The organism is Mesorhizobium sp. Primo-A (assembly GCF_003997175.1).
Taxonomy (GTDB): domain Bacteria; phylum Pseudomonadota; class Alphaproteobacteria; order Rhizobiales; family Rhizobiaceae; genus Mesorhizobium; species Mesorhizobium ciceri.
Map to the genome: position 1 here is coordinate 431,755 of NZ_RZTG01000002.1, position 14,993 is coordinate 446,747.

At 62.6% G+C, this 14,993-nt stretch carries 15 protein-coding genes; 3 read left to right on the forward strand and 12 right to left on the reverse strand.

Translation table 11 applies throughout. The features are described from left to right. Window positions 1-73: 73 nt before the first annotated feature. The 9 genes from EOC83_RS04820 to EOC83_RS04860 all read right to left on the reverse strand — a co-directional run bounded on the left by EOC83_RS04820 (window position 74) and on the right by EOC83_RS04860 (window position 9,451). Window positions 74-1,987 carry an acyltransferase family protein gene (locus EOC83_RS04820; RefSeq protein ID WP_063170019.1) on the reverse strand — a complete coding sequence of 638 codons (1,914 nt, stop codon included), beginning with the start codon at window positions 1,985-1,987 and terminating at the stop codon, window positions 74-76. A 196-nt stretch (window positions 1,988-2,183) separates the two neighbouring features. Beyond that, window positions 2,184-3,665, reverse strand: a complete 1,482-nt coding sequence (locus tag EOC83_RS04825; RefSeq protein ID WP_063170020.1) for a hypothetical protein — start codon at window positions 3,663-3,665, stop codon at window positions 2,184-2,186. A gap of 40 nt (window positions 3,666-3,705) precedes the next feature. Continuing rightward, window positions 3,706-4,173 (reverse strand): GtrA family protein, encoded by a 468-nt coding sequence (locus tag EOC83_RS04830; protein ID WP_063170021.1) that lies wholly within the window; start codon window positions 4,171-4,173, stop codon window positions 3,706-3,708. Continuing rightward, window positions 4,151-4,852, reverse strand: coding sequence for a class I SAM-dependent methyltransferase (locus EOC83_RS04835; RefSeq protein ID WP_063170022.1), 702 nt, complete (start codon window positions 4,850-4,852; stop codon window positions 4,151-4,153). The genes EOC83_RS04830 and EOC83_RS04835 overlap by 23 nt, the downstream gene beginning before the upstream one ends. Next, window positions 4,845-5,834 (reverse strand): glycosyltransferase family 2 protein, encoded by a 990-nt coding sequence (locus EOC83_RS04840; protein WP_181172679.1) that lies wholly within the window; start codon window positions 5,832-5,834, stop codon window positions 4,845-4,847. Before EOC83_RS04840 ends, EOC83_RS04835 begins: the two co-directional genes overlap by 8 nt. Before the next feature lie 80 nt (window positions 5,835-5,914). Next, a complete protein-coding gene (locus EOC83_RS04845; protein ID WP_063170024.1) occupies window positions 5,915-7,414 on the reverse strand; it encodes a HAMP domain-containing sensor histidine kinase in 1,500 nt (499 codons plus the stop codon). Next, window positions 7,411-8,085, reverse strand: coding sequence for a response regulator transcription factor (locus EOC83_RS04850; protein WP_013533623.1), 675 nt, complete (start codon window positions 8,083-8,085; stop codon window positions 7,411-7,413). Before EOC83_RS04850 ends, EOC83_RS04845 begins: the two co-directional genes overlap by 4 nt. A 40-nt stretch (window positions 8,086-8,125) precedes the next feature. Next, entirely contained in the window at window positions 8,126-8,518 is a 393-nt protein-coding gene (locus tag EOC83_RS04855) for a hypothetical protein (RefSeq protein WP_013533622.1), read from the reverse strand. A 315-nt stretch (window positions 8,519-8,833) separates the two neighbouring features. Further along, entirely contained in the window at window positions 8,834-9,451 is a 618-nt protein-coding gene (locus EOC83_RS04860) for an outer membrane protein (RefSeq protein ID WP_082826646.1), read from the reverse strand. A gap of 457 nt (window positions 9,452-9,908) precedes the next feature. On the opposite strand from EOC83_RS04860, the gene EOC83_RS04865 reads away from it, so the two are divergent. Further along, complete coding sequence (locus tag EOC83_RS04865; protein ID WP_013533620.1) at window positions 9,909-10,172, forward strand: DUF6460 domain-containing protein; 264 nt, start codon at window positions 9,909-9,911, stop codon at window positions 10,170-10,172. 76 nt (window positions 10,173-10,248) lie between these two features. Here EOC83_RS04865 and EOC83_RS04870 read toward each other — a convergent pair whose 3' ends face one another. Then, complete coding sequence (locus EOC83_RS04870) at window positions 10,249-11,154, reverse strand: histone deacetylase (protein WP_063170026.1); 906 nt, start codon at window positions 11,152-11,154, stop codon at window positions 10,249-10,251. Window positions 11,155-11,286: 132 nt separating this feature from the next. Between EOC83_RS04870 and EOC83_RS04875 the strand changes: the two genes are divergently transcribed. Then, window positions 11,287-12,660 carry an MATE family efflux transporter gene (locus tag EOC83_RS04875; RefSeq protein ID WP_082826726.1) on the forward strand — a complete coding sequence of 458 codons (1,374 nt, stop codon included), beginning with the start codon at window positions 11,287-11,289 and terminating at the stop codon, window positions 12,658-12,660. A gap of 268 nt (window positions 12,661-12,928) precedes the next feature. Here EOC83_RS04875 and EOC83_RS04880 read toward each other — a convergent pair whose 3' ends face one another. Both EOC83_RS04880 and EOC83_RS04885 read right to left on the reverse strand, forming a co-directional pair. Beyond that, window positions 12,929-14,005: a quinone-dependent dihydroorotate dehydrogenase gene (locus EOC83_RS04880; protein ID WP_063170027.1), complete on the reverse strand. Its 1,077-nt coding sequence runs from the start codon at window positions 14,003-14,005 to the stop codon at window positions 12,929-12,931. Then, a complete protein-coding gene (locus EOC83_RS04885) occupies window positions 14,002-14,352 on the reverse strand; it encodes a DUF952 domain-containing protein (protein WP_024503140.1) in 351 nt (116 codons plus the stop codon). Before EOC83_RS04885 ends, EOC83_RS04880 begins: the two co-directional genes overlap by 4 nt. A 186-nt stretch (window positions 14,353-14,538) precedes the next feature. Here EOC83_RS04885 and EOC83_RS04890 point away from each other — a divergent pair, with 186 nt between their 5' ends. Then, window positions 14,539-14,967 (forward strand): hypothetical protein, encoded by a 429-nt coding sequence (locus tag EOC83_RS04890; RefSeq protein WP_013533615.1) that lies wholly within the window; start codon window positions 14,539-14,541, stop codon window positions 14,965-14,967. The last annotated feature ends 26 nt before the right edge of the window (window positions 14,968-14,993 follow it).

Sequence of the window (14,993 nt, forward strand, 5' to 3'; positions counted from 1 at the left end):
TCGTTAGCATGAGGGTTGGCCTTCGGGCAATCGCAAAGCGGTCCGTTTCGGCACGACGCCGTCGTGCTGCGGATCACGGCGCGCCTGCGGCCGTGAATTGCCGGTTTGCCTTCGCGGCCTTGTCGCTGGTGGCGAAACTTGGCCAGTATTTCGAGATGGCCAGCGTCGCGCCGGCGGAAGAGAAGTGGCCATAGTCGAAGTAGAGAAATTCATTGGTCTTGGCGTCGGCGTATGAACAACCGGCCGAGTCGCACAGATACGTCAGCGGATCTATGAAATCGGCCCCTTTGGTGAACGGCAGAACCCGTGCGTTGATGCCCGGATCCATAGCCATAGGCCAGGATGTGGTTCCGGCATGCTCCCGCTTCACCAAGAAAGCGATCTTCTGGACGTCGGCGATGAATTCCGGAGACTGGCCGACGGTATAGACCTTGACCCCCATCTCGCGAAGCCGGTCGATCGTCTTCTGCAGGCCGGCGAAGCCCCTGGCCTGGTAGTCGGTCCATCGGCCGCTCAGGATCACCGCCTGGATGTTTGCGTCGCGAATGATCGACAAGGCCCGTTCGTTGAAGCGGGTGCAGGCGGGCCGAGCATAGGAAAAATAGGTCAGGTCGGGCGGACAGCCGGCATAGGTGTATTGGATGACATTGGCCTGGATTTTCTGGGCGTTGGGCTCAAGTCCCGATACATAATGGGCAGCGAAAGAATCGCCCCACAGCAGCACATTGGTGGCAAAGCCCGTTGTACGGGTGCAGTCGGCGAGATTCCAGTCTTCGATGCGGGTCCCGTTTTCGTTGAAGCAGATGCCGTTGCGCCAGTCGCCGACCCGGATACGTTCGGTCGAGAAGTCCGGGAACCGTTGCGGGAAACCGTTGCCCAGTGCACCGGCCAAACCACCGGCGCACAGCAGCGCGATGGCCGTCGCCGAAAAAGCGAAGATAGGCAGCGGTGCGGTATAGGCTCGTTTCTGGCGGAAGGGCTGCTCGACATATTTCCAGGAGAATGCCGCCAGGGCGAAACTGGCCACCGTCATCGCGACAATCGTTGGCACACCGACGGTCTTCAGCGAGAGATAATGGACGAACGAGTTGATTGGCCAGTGGACGAGGTAAAGCGAATAGGAAATCAGGCCGACCCAGACCAGCGGCGCCAACCGAAGCACGCGAGTGGCGACAGGTGCCGGCCTGTCCGCGTTATCCTGGCCAGCATAGATCAGCAGTGCTGTTCCGATGCAGGGGAATAGGGCATTGTAGCCGGGAAACGGATCGCTGTCCGAAATCATCACAAAGCCAAACGCAATCAGGGCAAAGCCGGCGAGGCCGATCAGTTCCACCGCCAGCCGACCGGCTAGGACCGGAGGCTTCCGCAACATCAGCATGGCGCCCAGCGCCAGCTCCCATATGCGCGTCGGCAAGAGATAGAAGCCTGCCGTCGGTGCCAGCGAGGTTGCTATGACTGCCAGGGCAAAGCTGCCGACGGCCATCGGCAGAAGTACCGTCAGCCAGCGCTTCGAGACGTATCGGTGGATCAGATAAAGCAGGATCGGCGCGAAGATATAATACTGCTCTTCCACCGAAAGCGACCATGTGTGCAGGAGCGGCCGCAGTTCTGCGTCGATGGAGAAATAGTTCATCGTTCTCCAGAAATAGATATTCGACCAGAAGGTCGCGGCGGCGATCACGCTAAGGCTGAATTCGTGGAGATCCGAAGGCAGAAGGATGAACCAGGCGGCAATGCTCGAGAGCAGGATGACGAAGGTCAGCGCCGGCAGGATGCGCCGGGCGCGGCGCCAGTAGAAGCGGCCGATCGAGAACTGGCCCCGCTCAAGATCATCGAGCAGGCTGCCGCTGATCAGATAGCCCGATATGACGAAGAAGATGTCGACACCGGTGAAGCCGCCAGGAATGGCGGACACGCCGAAATGGAAGAGCACGACGGGCAGCACCGCAACGGCCCGCAGGCCGTCGATGTCGCGCCGGTAGTTCATCCGGCCGGCTCGCGCGCGACCACCATGATCCGTGCGGCCGCACCCGACACGCTCATGCGGCGATGCCTTCGGTCGTGCTGAAAATCCCGGCTCGTCGGTCTCACAGGCTTACCCTCAGGCAGCAATTTTGCTGCGCTGCAACATGGGTGTCAAGGCATATATTGGCTGTCGCGAAATCCGCCAGGAACGCACAGGATCAGGCGCCGGGCAGATAGATTACCGCGTAATCGTCCGAGTAGGCCCGTTTCCAGCCCAACTGGTCGAAGAAGGGAATCCGGCTGTCGTCGGCCGACAGCAGCGCCCAATCTATTGCGTATTTCTTCAGGCGGGCTTCGAGGAGCGGCTTGCCGTCTCCGCGTCCGGTGTCGTTGTCGCTCTTTGTGAAGCCGCCCAGGAACAGCTGGTCCGTCCGTCCGTCGATATAGGTCTTGAACCCATGGAAAATCAGCGTGCCGCCGAAATTGTAGGAATTCAACACATTGCCGGACAGATGATGGCTTTGCGCGAAGGCCAGCGCCCCGCTGGCCGATGTCTTCGGGCTCGGCGCGACCTGATAGGCGCTGCCGAGCACGGCGATCCCGCCGATCAGCAGAACGGCTGCCGTGCCGCAGATGGCGTAGAACCGTCTGGCTAAGAATCTCTCCAGCCCGTCGCGCTTTTCGGCCAGCCATGCGGTGGCTGAAAGCGAGTGATATTGCTGTGCGACCTCGGCCGCCATCACCAGCGGAATCAGCAGGAAGAACAGATACATGAAGCGCACATGGGCGAGATAGACATGCAGGGTGAAGACGACGAACAACGCCTTGGCCCAGCCAATTCGCAACCGGGACACCAGAAGCCCGAAAAGCGCCAGCAGCATCGCCGCTTCCTGGACAGGACTGTCCGGCTGACTGAACGGTTTCCATTCCATGATCAGCGACACCGCCTCATTGCCGTAGGCCACGGCGAGCGTCGCGAGGATGGCCTGGACGCCGTAGGGGTGGATCAGGCTCACCAGCGGGCAAAGCAGGCCGAACGCGATCCACTTCGCCAGCAGGGACGGTTTCGACAGGCCCGTGCGCGCCAGCAGATCGAGACCGGCGAAAGCCGCGATGACGAAGCTCAAGGTGAAGGTGGCGTGCAGGTTCGCCCATAATACGACCAGCACAAGCAGCCACCAGGGCGGCGCCCGTTCTTCCCTTGCCGCACCGAAGAGGACCGCTGTCCAGATGACGATGATCGGGAAGGTGAAGACATGCGGACGCGCCGTGAAGATCGGGTTGATCAGGAACACCGCGGCGAACGCCAGTGTAATCGCCAGGATCGGCTTCAGCCATGCGCTGAGAAACCACCCCATCAGGAAAACCGTCAGGGAGATCGAGGCGATGATCGCGTTGACGACCCCGTTCCAGCCGCCCGCCCGGTAGGCAAGAGCCAGCAGGACCTGCCCCAGCCATTCCTTGGCAATCCAGGGCTGGCCGGCAAACGTGTAGGAATAGGGATCGACGGTCGGAAATGTCCGGTTAGTCAGGAAATCCAGACCGACCTTCACTTGCCACCAGCTGTCGGGATCCTGCAGGGTGGCGCCTGCCTGGGCACCCAACGCACCCGCCATCGCCAAGGCCGCGAGCAGGCAGAAGATCAGCCTGCTCCGCTCGTTGTATGTCGCGGCCGCCGCACTGGCCTGAGCGTCGTTCATGCTGCGCCGCCTCTAATCGGTTCCGGTGACAGTTGGGTGTTCAAGGTGTTGGATTGGCGGGCTGCCGCCGAGGCTTGTCGGCCACCCGAACTGTGCGGTCGGTGCTGTCGTCCCCACGCCCCACAAACACGAAGCGAGCCGAGCCAAGATAGAAAACAACCGAATAGACGCAGATTCCCGCGAGGTGGACCAGCGGGTTTTCGACGATGCCTGCTGAACGGGCGGCGATTACGACGGCCAGATTGATGCTGTAGGCGACCAGAAAGACACCCCCATAGCGCAGCGCGGTCCCGGGCTTGAAGCCATCGGCTCTGCTGAAGGTCCATTGGCGGTTGAGGAAGAAGCCGAGGACAAGGCCGGCGGCATAGCCCGTGGCGTTGGCAAGGATGTCGCCCAGACCCAGCGCAAGCCCGGCCAGAATGACCGCGTATCCCAGCGCCGTGTTCAACAGACCGACGGCGCCAAATCGCAGCATCCTCGGGAAGTCAAACGGCAGGCTTGACCACATGCGCAAAATATTGGGCTCCGACAGGTACCTTGGTGAGGAAGCGCTCGAACGGCCTCAGTCTCGCAAGCATCCGAGGAAAGAAAATCCGGTAGACGATCCTCGTATTGGCAAGGCCCGCCTCGGCCATGCGCCCGCGCATCTCGCGCGAATTTATCAAAACCGCGTTTTCGTCGAAGGCACAGTTCCTCACCGCGTGCGTGGTCAGCGGGTTCCAAGGATTGTGTTCGAAGACGAAGAAGCTGCCGCCATAGGCCAGCACCCTGCCGATCTCGGCGAACAGTCCGATCTGCAGGTTCTCGGGGATATGGTGGAAGACGCAGGCCGCGAAGGCCAGGTCGAAGCTGCCGTCGGCAAAGGGAATTGTCTTGCCGTCGAAATGCGTGAAGGCGGCCTGGCCGGGAAAGCGCTTGCTGGCGATGTCGAGCGATTCCCGCGAAGGATCGAGCAAGGTGATCTCCGCGTCGGGAAACGCGTTGCGCATATGGCCGAGCGAATTGCCGACGCCGGCGCCGAAATCCAGTATTCGTCGCGGTTTGACACCGGCCCGCCGCAGCGTCGCGGCGACGTCGTCGATCTTGTACCTGGCGAAGAAATCCGGGTTTTCGCCGCTCAGCCTTATGCTTGCGGCATGCTGCTCCTGATATTCCCGCGCAAACTGGTCGAATTCCGCCTCAAGCACGTGCGGCCCTCTTTGCCATCTCCTGCAGGCGATGGACCGGCAATTCGCCGTCCTCCACCGCCTGGCTGCGCGAAACGATCTCGTTGACGAAGTAGAGCGGCCGCCGCTTTGTCTCCATGTACATGCGCCCGAGATACTCGCCGAAGATTCCAAGCACCATAAGCTGGACGCTGCCGAGGATCAGCACGATCGCGGCGAGGCTGGTCCAGCCGGGCAACACGTTTCCGACCGACCATTCGAGCAGCGTGTAGCCGAGCACGACCAGCCCCAGAAGCCCGAACATCATTCCGAGCAGCGAGGCGAACCGCAAGGGCACGATGGAGAAGCTGGTCATGGCGTCGACCGCCAGAAGAAGCATTTTCTTCAGCGGATAGTGGGTGGTGCCGGCAAAGCGGCGGTGCCGCTCATAGGGGAAAGCCACCTGTCTCAGCCCGATCCAGCTCACCATGCCGCGAATGAACCTGTAACGTTCTGGCATCGCGTTCAGATGGTCGAGCGCGCGACGGTTCATCAGTCGGAAATCACCGGTATTCGGGGCTATGTCGACGTCGACCATCCGGCGCAGCAAGCGATAGAACATGGATGCGGAGGCGAGCTTGAACCAGCTTTCGCCATCGCGCGTCAGCCTCTGGCCGTAAACCACATCGAAGCCTTCGTTCATCTTCGTCATCATCGCGCCGAGCAGTTCAGGCGGATCCTGCAGGTCGGCATCGAGAATGAGAATGCGCTGGCCGCGACAGAATTCGAGCCCGGCGCTCAACGCGATCTGGTGGCCGTAATTGCGGGCAAGGTCGATGGCGACGATATGGTCGTCCTTTTCGGCCAGCTGCAGAATGGCCTCGCGCGTACCGTCGGTCGCGCCATCGACGACAAGGACGATCTCGTAGGAAGGGCCTTGCCCAAGGCATGCGGCCGTTACCCGCCGATGCAGTTCGGCCACGCCATCCAGCTCGTTGTAGCATGGGATGACCACCGACAGCATGACGCCGCGTCGCGCGGTGTTTCTCTCCGTCTCCACCAAAGCCTTGCTCCCGCTATCCGATTGGGAATAGCGGCAATTGGTTAGAAAACAGATAAGCCAGCGGGATCGGCCGCAACCGTGGGCCGGCCATCATTTCTGCCGCACGCGGCCACCGCCCGAACCGGCAACTCCATGCGGATGCGGGCGCCTTGCCAGGAGCCGGCCAATATCCGGATGGAGCCATCGTGCAGCAGTGCGATCTGCCGGGCAAGGTTCAATCCCAGGCCCGCGCCGCGCGATTGCGGCCGCAGTCGGTAGAAGGGCTCGAAAACGTTCTCGTGCTCATCGGCTGGAATGCCTGGGCCTTCGTCGCGGATTTCGACGCCGCCGTTTTCATCGATCGCTATGGTGATCGTGCCGGAACCGCCGCCATGATCGATGGCATTGCGCACGAGATTTGCCAGCGCCCGCTCGATCTGCAGCACGTTGATCTCGACATGGACCTTGTTGGCTGGCGGCTCGAAGGCAAGATCGTAGCCTGCTTCGATGGCGAGCGGGGCGAAGTCGGCGGCGACCCGGCCGACAAGATCGCAGAGGTCTATGATCTGGCGCTGGTCCGCCGGGCGGTCGAGCAGCTGGTGGTCGAGCAGCTGTTGCGCAAGATGCGACAGGCGCTCGATGTCATGCAGCAGGCGCGCGCTTTGCGGTTCCTGCTTCAGCAATTCGGCGCGCGTGCGCAGGATGGCGATCGGCGTGCGCAGTTCGTGCGCCGCGTCGGTGAGGAAGCGGTTGTGCCGGTCATAGCCCTGGGCGAGGCGCGCCAGCGTCTGGTTGAAGGCATGCACCAGCGGCGCGATCTCCTGCGGCACATTCTTGACCGGCAGCTGCATCGCACGGGTGCCGATGTCGATGCGCGCGGCCTGCTGGACGGTGTCGACGAGGCCGGCAAACGACCGGCGCACGACGGCTGGCGTCGTCACCAGGGTCGTGGCTCCCATGACGAGGACGATCGGCAGCAGCAGGATGACGATGATGGCCGCGAGAGCGGGAAGCGCCTTCTCCCAGTTCCTGCTGCCGTCCGGGTTCTTGGCGACGTCGATGGTGGCCGAAATGGTGACTTCGAGGCCGTCGGTCTCTTCCCGCGACGATCGCGTCGCGGCAATGATCTGAACCGTGCCAGCCTTGGTCGAAACTTTTTCGAGGTAGGCCTCCGGCCTCAAATCATCTTCGGAAAATCCGATGGTGGCGTGATCGGCCTGGCCCAGCAGATCGCCAAAATTCCTGGTGTAGACGTCGGGTATGCTGCCGAAGCGGATGCTCTGGCCGTTGTTGTCGCGGATGATGTACCAGACATTGGGGAACCCCTTACGAAACGAACGCAATCCATCGGTCTCATGGACGATCAATCTGCCGTTGCCGTCACGATCGACGGCATCCTTGAGGGTGGCGACGGCAGCCTCGTTGTCGACAAGAAGCCGTGGATCGGCGATCCACAGCGCGGCCGCGCACAGCACGATGAAGACAAGAAGCGTCGCCGCCTGCAACAGGATCATCCGCCGCACCAGCACCCATTGCAGCGATCGCGTGCGCGACTTCTTCACGAGGCGGCCCGCAAGAGATAACCGAGGTTGCGGATCGCCCTGATCTCGATGCCGGCAGCGACGTCGTCGAGCTTGCGACGCAGCCGCGAAATGTGCGCATCCAATGCATTGGAGCCGATCTCGTCGTCGAGAGCATAGACGGCTTCTTCCAGCGCCCCGCGCATGATCGTCCGCCCCGGCCTGCGGATGAGCGTTTCGAGCACCAGCCGCTCGCGCCGCGGCAGTTCCAGCGCCTGGTCCTCGACAAGCGCCTCGCGATGGCGGAAATCATAGGTGAGGCGGCCGACCATCACCTGATTGGCACGCGTGGTGAACGAACGCCGGTGCAAGGCATTGAGCCTGGCGACCAGTTCCACCGTGGCGAACGGCTTGACCATGTAGTCGTCGGCGCCGGCGTCGAGCCCCGCCACGCGATCGTCGAGCCCGCTGAGCGCCGTCAACGCGATCACCGGCACGTCCAGATGCAAGGCCCGCAGGCGCGGGATCAGGCTGAGGCCATCGCCATCCGGCAGCCGGCGGTCCAGCACCACCGCGTCATGGTGGCCGAGCCGCGCCACGGCTTCGGCATCCGCCAGTGTCGCGGCATGGTCGACGATGATGTCCTGGCGCTCGAGCGCGGTCTTCAGCACCGAGGCCATTTCCGGCTCGTCCTCGATCAGCAGGATGCGCATGCGCACTCTCCGTCACAGGCAGCCGGCACGCTGTGGCAATTCATTCGCATTCCAGCTTCGGTTGACGAAAATTGGTGATGAACCATCTGCCGCCCGAGGCGCGGGCATAGAACGTATAGAAGCATTCCTGGCGCTCGATATAGCCAGGCGTTTCGGTTTCTTCGTAGACGGTTCCGTGTTTTGTGTGGCGAACTTCGCCGCTGGAGCTTCCGGAAACCGCATTGGTGGATATTTTCCGCCACTGATAGGCCCGCTCGCCCCGGCCGAGATCAACGACGGCGGTCGGCGGCCCGTAGTCCAGAATGACCGATTCGACCGGTTGCCCGATGTAGTTCTTCATGATGTCGGAGGCGCATCCCGTCAGCACCAGCACGATCGCGATGAAGAACGCCTTGGAGATCCACACCAGATGGTTTGCGCTGCGTTTGGACATATCCGATTCCCGTCATCAAGGTCATCCGCGGCACCGAATGCATGTCGCCCAAAAGCGGTCCCGGTTTTGGGACAACGACATGCACAAAACAAAACCTGAAGCGGGCCGCATGATCCGTTTCGATGCGACGCGCTTTAGGACGTGAAGATTGCATCGGCATTACGCAGGACCTGGCACCCAAATGCGGTCTGCCGACATGCGTCGATGACGGTGCGGATGGAGGCAAAGCAATCGCGCGGCCCCGTTGCATCCGGGCGCCGCGCAAGGTCGTTCAAGCAGAATACAGAACAGGTTCAACGGAACCCATGGCCTGCCCTAGAACCGGTAGTTGATGCCGGCCTTCAGTTCATGGCTGCCGATCGTCGCCTTGGATTTGCCCAGGGCGGACGTCGTTTCGACGCCTGGGGTGCGCACATAGTCATATTCGACCTTGGCCGAGAGGCCGCCGGCAAAACCCTGCTCGATGCCGCCGCCGACCAGATAGCCGAGTTTCCATCCGTCGATATCGTTCACCTTGTCGCCCTTGTCGAATTTGGTCATGGCGACGCCGCCGGTTCCAAACAGCAGCGTCTGGTCGAAGCTCAAGCCGGCCTTGGCCTTGGCGGCACCGCGCCATTTTTCCTTGATCTTGCCGCCCCGGACGTCGTGCTCGGCGCCGCCCAGATAGGAGCCCTCGATCTCGGCACCGAGAACCGCTGGACCCATCTGCTGGTTGTAGCCGGCCTGAACGCCGCCGCTGAGACCATTCCTGCCGGCAAACGGGTTCGGCATCCCGGTGAACGCCGTGCCGCCATGCACGCCGACATAGGCGCCGCTCCACTGGAACGCGGGGGGATCATTGTAGGCGGGCGAAAGGTCGGCGGCCATCGCCGGCCCCAGGAGGTACATGGCAAGGGCACTTGCCGTCAGGATGATCTTTGCTTGAGAGAACACTGCATTACTCCAACACACGCGCGCATCCGGCAATCGATGCGCAGGTTTCCCGAAGAACTCGACCGTTGAGGCGGTCGGGCTCCGATTTGGTGTCTTTCAGGGATGGTTGCGCGGTCCTGGGACTGGCTTTCGCCAGTTGTGGTAGGGGGTCAGATCGCCCGCGCGGCCAATCGCCTGAAAGACGCCGACCGTCTCGCAGGCGAAAATTGCACGCACATTGCGGGAAATCGAAAAATGAAGGTTTTTCGCTTTGTTTTCAATAAATTAAAGCGATGTTGTTTACGCAAATTTAACAGTCTGGCGCGGGTTTAGTCCGTTTGGCAGCACAAGCCTGCCATGCAATCGCGCGGTGCAGGCCGTTGGCATCCCGCAAAACTCCCGGCTTGAAGCGGACAAGCCAAGTGCGTATGTCTGGCCGACGCCCTCGAGCCTGGGTGCCTCAATCGGGAGACGAGCCTTGTCCGCACTGACGCGCTTTCTTGGCGACTCGCCGCTCAAGGTGATCCTGAAACTGCTGGTGGTGTCTTTCCTCGTCGGCCTGGTCATGAATGCCTTCGGCTGGTCGCCGATGGATGTGCTCTACGGCATCCGGAAGTTCTTCATGGACCTGTGGAATCTCGGCTTCCACGCCATCGACCGCTTCCTCGGCTATATCCTGCTGGGCGCGGCTATCGTCGTGCCGGCCTTCATCCTGCTCAGGCTTGCCAACTACCGGAAGTAGAGCATGATCCCGAAAAGTGGGAACCGGTTTTCTCGGACAAACGGAAACCGTTTGTCCCGAGATCATGCTTGAAGAACTACCGGGCGTAGCCTGCGGCGACCTCGAACAGGATGGCGTGGCGCGCGGCAAGGGCGGGCACATCGGTGGAATAGCCACCGCCGATGACGCCGCAGACCGGAACGCCCTGCGCGCGAAAATGGCTGATGACCATGTCGTCACGGGCGCGCAGACCGTCATCCGACAGCGACAGCCTGCCAAGCCGGTCATCTGCATGGACGTCGACGCCGGCATTGTAGAACACGATGTCCCAATGCGCCTGGGCGGACAGCTCCGGCAGGATGGCGGCGAGCCTCTCGAGATAGGCAGCGTCACCCGTGCCATCGGGCAGCGCGACATCGAGGTCGGAGGCGATCTTGCGCACGGGGTAGTTGCGGTCGCCATGCATGGAAAAGGTGAACACGCGCGGGTCATCGGCGAGAATATCCGCCGTGCCGTCGCCCTGGTGCACGTCGAGATCGACGACCAGGATGTTTCGTGCCGCGCCTTCGGCCAGCAGCACCAATGCGGCGACGGCGACATCGTTGAAGGTGCAGAAGCCCGCGCCTTGCGCGCGCCGCGCATGGTGGCTGCCGCCGGCAGTGTTGCAGGCGATACCGTGGCGCAAGGCCAGCCGCGCCGCCAGCACCGTGCCGCCGGTGGCAAGCTGCGCGCGCAGCGAGACGCGGGGGCCGATCGGAAAACCGATCTCGCGTTCGATCTTTTCGGGCACGCGGCAGTTGACGACCTGGTCGACATAGTCCGCCGCATGGGCAAGCTCCAGCCATGAAGCCGGCGCCGGTTCGGCGGTGCTGAGCGCCTCGGGGCCGGCGAGGCCGCGTGTCCGCAGCGCCTCCATCAGCAGGGGATATTTGCTCATCGGAAAGCGATGGTTGACGGCGAAGCCGGCGTCGTAGTCGGGATGATGGACGATCTGCAGAGGCATGAACTCGTATCCGGCTGGCTCACGCCAGACCGGGATTTCGGTTGGCCGTCAAGGGATAGGTGATTGCGCGGTGGCCGGAAAATGGGGCACATCGACGGTTCCATCAAGCCGCAATCAGCAAGGCAGCAATCCTTGGACAAAGGTGCAACCCCAGCCGACGCCGGATCCCCGATCCTCTCGGGATCGCCGATTCACTCCGGATCATTTGTCGTCACCAACCGCTCCGTGCTCGCCATCGCGGTGCCGATGACGCTAGCCTATCTGACGACGCCGATGCTCGGCCTGGTCGACACGGCTGTCGTCGGCCAGTTCGGCGATGCCGCCTTGCTTGGCGGCCTGGCGGCCGGCGCATTGATCTTCGACGTCGTCTTCACCTCTTTCAATTTCCTGCGCTCGGGCACCACCGGCCTTGTCGCACAGGCGTTCGGGCGTGGCGATGCCCTGGAGGAACAGGCGGTGTTCTGGCGCGCCGTGCTGATCGCGGTTATCGCCGGCATCGTGCTCGCTGCCCTTGCGCCGCTGGTCGCCATCGCCGGGCAAAAATTCATGGGCGCCGAACCGCGCGTCAGCGAGGCGATGGGCGTCTACATCAGGATCAGGCTGCTTGCAGCCCCCTTTTCGCTGATCAACTACGCCATCCTCGGCTACGTGCTGGGGCGGGGCGAGGGCGGGCTTGGACTGGTGCTGCAATTGGTGCTGAACGGCATCAACATCGCGCTGTGCTTCCTGCTTGGGCTGGAACTTGGCTGGGGCGTCGCCGGCGTTGCCTGGGCGACCGTCACCGGTGAGTTCCTGGCCATGCTGCTCGGCCTGGCCATCGTGATCCGCCGGTTTCGCGCGGCCCCGCCCTTGCCGCGCCATCGCCTGCTCGACATGACCGCCTTCCTGCGCATGCTGTCGCTCAACCGCGACATCATGATCCGTTCGTTCTCGCTGCTCGCCGCCTTTGCATTGTTCACCCGCCAGGGCGCGCAGTTCGGCACGGTGACGCTGGCCGCCAACGCCGTGCTGATGAATTTCTTCCTCGTCGCCGGCTATTTCCTCGATGGCTTTGCCACCGCCGCCGAACAGCTGGCGGGCCGTGCCGTCGGCGCACGTGCCGCCGCACCGTTCCGCCAGGCCGTGCGGCTGACGCTGTTCTGGGGTTTCGGGCTGGCGGGAGCCGCGACGCTGGTAATGCTGTCTGGTGGCGCCAATCTGGTCGCTCTCGTGACGACATCGGAGGACGTCCGTTCGGTGGCCGACATCTACCTGCCATGGGCGGCATTCACGGCGCTGAGCGGTGTGCTGGCGTTCCAGATGGATGGCGTCTTCATCGGCGCGACCTGGTCCCGCGACATGCGCAACATGATGCTGCTGTCGTTCCTGGTTTTCGCGGCCGCGCTGCTGACCCTTGCGCCGGCCTTCGGCAACACTGGACTTTGGGCGGCGCTGCACGTCTTCCTGCTGGTGCGAGGCTTCAGCCTGCTGACGATCCTGCGGCTCAGGGTGCGGACGGCGTTTTAGACGGTGTCCCCCGGAAGGCCCTGCGCCGTCCAGGACACTGAGCGGCAGCTTCGCGATAGGAATTTTTTCTTGACTCGGTGACCTCAGCTGTGGTAGATTTTTGCCCATGGTGCTGATTTGCGCCAATGACCCGCCGCACTGGCGGGTTTTTTGTTTGATGCGCCGTCAGCCAACGCCCGGCGAAAGCTCCGAAGGAACCCTTTGACCCGAGTTCGTTGCACCATCTGCGAGCGGGCCGTCAGCCGCGACCTGCGCTCCTGAGAGCAGTTCAGAGTTGCCTGGACGCCCAGAAGTCGAGGCGGCTGTCGCGCAACTCGCAAATCGACTTCAGCCGTTCTTTTTCGACGAAACGGGCCATTCCGGAAAGAATACGGCCTGGCAGCGAAGGCCCGGCATAGATCATGCCGGTGTAGAGCTGCACCAGATCGGCACCCGCACGGATCTTGTCCAGCGCCGTATCGGCGGAATCGACGCCGCCGACGCCGACGATGGCAAGCTCCGGCCCGAGCAGTTTGCGCATCTTCGCCAGCACGATGGTCGAACGCTCGAACAGCGGCTTGCCGGAGAGCCCCCCGCTCTCGCGCGCGGTGTCGCCGCTGCGCAGTGGCGGTCGGGAGATGGTGGTGTTGGAGACGATGACGCCGTCCACCCGCTTTTCCGTGACTTCGGCGGCGATGTCCTCCAGCTCTGCCTCGACCAGATCCGGCGCGATCTTCAGGAACACCGGCGGCTGGGCGCTTGCCGCGGCGCGCGCTGCCATGACCCGCGACAAGAGCTCGCCAAGCTGCTCACGCGCCTGCATGTTGCGCAGGCCCGGCGTGTTGGGCGAGGAGATGTTGACGGTCAGATAGCTGGCGTATTGCGCAAACCGGGCGACGCCGCGCTCATAGTCGCCGATGCGGTCGCTGCTGTCCTTGTTGGCGCCGATGTTGACGCCGACGATGCCGCCACGCCCCTTGCGCGCGGCAAGGCGCTTTTCGGCCGCCGCATGGCCTTCATTGTTGAAGCCCAATCGGTTGATCACCGCATCGTCGGCCGTCAGCCGGAAAATGCGCGGCTTCGGATTGCCGGCCTGCGCCAGCGGCGTGATCGTGCCGACCTCGGCAAAGCCGAAGCCCAGGCCAAGCAGCGCGTCGGGCACTTCGGCGTTCTTGTCATAGCCGGCCGCCATGCCGAGCGGATTGGGAAAATCGAGGCCGCAGATGCTGACCGTCAGCCTGTGGTCGCGGATCGCTGGTGCACCAACCGGAACGCCGCATCGCAAGGCCGCGATCGACAGGCCATGCGCGGTTTCCGGATCGAAGGCGAACAGCAGCTTCTGGCCGAGCCGGTCGAGCACGCTCATTGCCCCTCCAGTGCCGGGAACTGGTGCACACCATCGGAGCCAAGCGGCAGTGGCCGGACCCACAGCACAGCCTTGAGGCCGAGCGGACCATAAAGATGCGGAAACAGCGCACCGCCGCGCGAGACCTCGTATCTCAGCGCAGCACCCAGGCTGGCGCCGTCGATGGCGACCAGCAGAAGGTCGGTCTGGCCGGCAAAGTGCTTTGCCGCCGTTTCCTTGACCTGCGCCGCCGTGGAGAAGTGGATGAAGCCGTCTGCGACATCAATCGGCGCGCCGGTGAAGCGGCCATGCGTTTCGGCCTCGCGCCAAAGCGCCTGCGGGGTTATCTTGTAGATAATCTGAGACATGGTTGCGCTATAGAGCAGTTCCAGGAAAAGTGTGAAACGGTTTTCCCGGGAAAAGCGCATAGCGCTTTCCCTTGGGAATTGCTTCAAAAGATTCCGAACCAGCCATTCGGGAAAGGCCACGCCAAGGGTCTTCCCCATTTCCGGCGCAAACATGCGATATCTGAGGCCTTTGCCATGGAGGACAACATGCGTCTGCAGCACATCTTGATCCCCGCCGCGCTCGTTTCGCTGGTCGCGGCTTCAGCTTATTCGGAAGAAACCGACCGCTACCGGCTGGAAAAGTCGGCCACCGGCTATATCCGCATGGACACCCAGACCGGCGCCATGTCGATCTGCGACGAACGCTCCGGCCAGCTCGTCTGCAAGATGGCGGCCGACGAACGCGCCGCTTTCCAGGACGAGGTCGACCGCTTGCAGACCTCGATGAAGGCGATGGACGAGCGCGTCACCAAGCTCGAGAATTCGCTCTCCGCCCGCCTCGAATCGAAACTGCCGAGCGAAGAGGATTTCAACAAGACGATGGGCTACATGGAGCGCTTCCTGCGCGGCTTCATGGGCATCGTCAGGGATATGGACAAGGACAACGGCGCCCAGCCCAATTCGCAGAAGACCTGAGCGTTTCAACCACGGGAGGCGGCGCA

Excerpts from the sequence above, each read along its gene's own strand:
- EOC83_RS04825 (WP_063170020.1), bottom strand. The coding sequence starts at position 3,665 with ATGAACGACGCTCAGGCCAGTGCGGCGGCCGCGACATACAACGAGCGG.
- EOC83_RS04885 (WP_024503140.1), bottom strand. The coding sequence starts at position 14,352 with ATGTCTCAGATTATCTACAAGATAACCCCGCAGGCGCTTTGGCGCGAG.
- EOC83_RS04890 (WP_013533615.1), top strand. The coding sequence starts at position 14,539 with ATGCGTCTGCAGCACATCTTGATCCCCGCCGCGCTCGTTTCGCTGGTC.
- EOC83_RS04820 (WP_063170019.1), bottom strand. The coding sequence starts at position 1,987 with ATGAACTACCGGCGCGACATCGACGGCCTGCGGGCCGTTGCGGTGCTG.
- EOC83_RS04855 (WP_013533622.1), bottom strand. The coding sequence starts at position 8,518 with ATGTCCAAACGCAGCGCAAACCATCTGGTGTGGATCTCCAAGGCGTTC.
- EOC83_RS04880 (WP_063170027.1), bottom strand. The coding sequence starts at position 14,005 with ATGAGCGTGCTCGACCGGCTCGGCCAGAAGCTGCTGTTCGCCTTCGAT.
- EOC83_RS04840 (WP_181172679.1), bottom strand. The coding sequence starts at position 5,834 with ATGCTGTCGGTGGTCATCCCATGCTACAACGAGCTGGATGGCGTGGCC.
- EOC83_RS04830 (WP_063170021.1), bottom strand. The coding sequence starts at position 4,173 with ATGTGGTCAAGCCTGCCGTTTGACTTCCCGAGGATGCTGCGATTTGGC.
- EOC83_RS04870 (WP_063170026.1), bottom strand. The coding sequence starts at position 11,154 with ATGCCTCTGCAGATCGTCCATCATCCCGACTACGACGCCGGCTTCGCC.
- EOC83_RS04850 (WP_013533623.1), bottom strand. The coding sequence starts at position 8,085 with ATGCGCATCCTGCTGATCGAGGACGAGCCGGAAATGGCCTCGGTGCTG.